The organism is Vreelandella massiliensis, assembly GCF_900155385.1.
Taxonomy (GTDB): domain Bacteria; phylum Pseudomonadota; class Gammaproteobacteria; order Pseudomonadales; family Halomonadaceae; genus Vreelandella; species Vreelandella massiliensis.
Map to the genome: position 1 here is coordinate 1 of NZ_LT699762.1, position 1,917 is coordinate 1,917.

The 1,917-nt window shown below is 58.6% G+C and carries 2 protein-coding genes; both read left to right on the forward strand.

Annotation, left to right across the window (positions count from 1 at the left end; genetic code table 11):
* The coding region (locus BQ9846_RS16230; protein ID WP_075882088.1) for a recombination-associated protein RdgC at positions 1-750 on the forward strand (750 nt) is incomplete at its 5' end.
* Between the two features lie 65 nt (positions 751-815).
* On the forward strand, positions 816-1,917 hold a 1,102-nt coding region (locus BQ9846_RS16235; RefSeq protein WP_075882089.1), incomplete at its 3' end, for a 1-acyl-sn-glycerol-3-phosphate acyltransferase.

Below are 1,917 nucleotides of genomic sequence, written 5' to 3' on the forward strand. Positions count from 1 at the left end.
GTGCAGGGCCACCGCCTGCTTTCCGCGCTGCGACAAGAGCGCCTGCTCCCCGCCTCCGTAGTTAAGGAAGAGCTGGATGAGCAGGTGGCAGATATTGAGGCCAGCGAAGGCCGCAAGGTCACCCGCAAAGAGAAAACCGCGCTCAAAGAGCAGATCACCGAAGAGCTGCTACCCCGGGCCTTTGTCCGCAGTCAAAAAATCGACCTGTGGTGGGATACGCGCCGAGGTCTTATCGGTATCAACGCAAGCTCCCGCGCCCGCGCCGAAGAAATTCTGGATTTGCTGCGGGAAACCTTGGGCAGCTTGAAAGTCACGCCGCTAGCGGTTCAGACGCTGCCTATCCGGGCGATGACGACCTGGCTTAACGACCCGACAACGCGACCCTCGGATATGCAGCTTGGCGATCAGGTCGAGCTCAAAGCCAAGGGCGACGATGGCGTGCTACGCGCCCGCCAAGTCGACCTCGACAGCGACGATATTCAAACGCTGCTGGAAAGCGGCCGCCAAGCAAGTAAGCTGGCGCTTGGCATCGAAGGCCGGCTAAGCTTTGTCTTACACGACGACCTTGCGCTGAAGTCGCTGCGTTTTGGCGACGCGCTGATCGAGGAAGCGGATCACGCTGACGATGGCGACGACGCCCTCCTTCGACTAGAGACCGATTTTATCTTGATGGCGCAGTCGTTAAGCGACGACATTGAGCGCTTAATCGATTGGCTCGGCGGTGAAACCGAGACGGCGCAGCCCAGCTAGCCCCGCCAGCAGTACAACGCCTGGATTACACTTTTTTCGCATCGCTTTCTTTTTTGACGGATCGCATGACTGAGACGAACGCTACCAACGCGACAACGCGCGCTGATACACACACCGCAAGCACCGACGACCCTTGGGCCGATATTCGCCCCTATATGGATCACGAAGTGGCTCAAGTGCTTGCCCGCCTTTCCCGCGATAGCGAGCTTCTCGATGCCCTGACGCGCTTTCGCCTTCCGAGGCTGGCCCGATTCGCGCCCCCTTTGGCGCGCATGCTTGCAAGCCATGCCGTACGCCGTGAAGTCAAAGGCGTCAACACCGTGCGCGATTTTCAAATGCGCATCGCCAGCTACATGGAGCGCATGATCCGCACCACAACGGATGCATTCGAGGTTTCGGGGCTGGATAAGCTGGAGGAAAACGGCGCCTATCTTTTCATTGGCAACCACCGGGATATTTCGCTCGATCCAGCCTTTGTCAACTACGCACTGTACCAAGCGAAGCGCGACACCGTGCGTATCGCCATCGGCGACAACCTGCTGAAAAAGCCCTATGTCACGGACCTGATGCGGCTTAATAAAAGCTTTATTGTGCCACGCAGCGCACGCGGCAAACGCGCCATGCTCGCCGCCTATCAGCAGCTTTCGGCCTACATCCGCCACTCTATTACCGAGGATAAACACTCCATTTGGATGGCGCAGCGAGAGGGGCGCGCCAAAAACGGCATTGATCTCACGGATCCGGCGATTATCAAGATGCTCACCATGGCGCGGCGTGGCGCTGATCGTGAGGCCAATGTCGGTGACGCCATCGCCGAACTCAAGCTGGTGCCGGTGTCGATCAGCTACGAGTTTGACCCTTGCGATACGCAAAAAGCTCAAGAGCTTTATGATATCGACACCAAAGGCAGCTACGCCAAAAGCGAGTTTGAGGATATTCAATCCATCGTGGCGGGTATCACCGGTGAAAAAGGCCGCGTGCAGCTACGTTTTGGCACGCCGATCGGCACCGACATGGCGACCCCGGATGAAGTAGCCGCCGAGATCGACCGCCAAGTGATCGGCGGCTATCGCCTCTATCCAAGCCACTACCTCGCCCTGGAAGCGCTTGGCGATGCGCCCGAACTGGTCGCCCGCAAGGCCATTACCCGCCAGGATCGCGACCGTT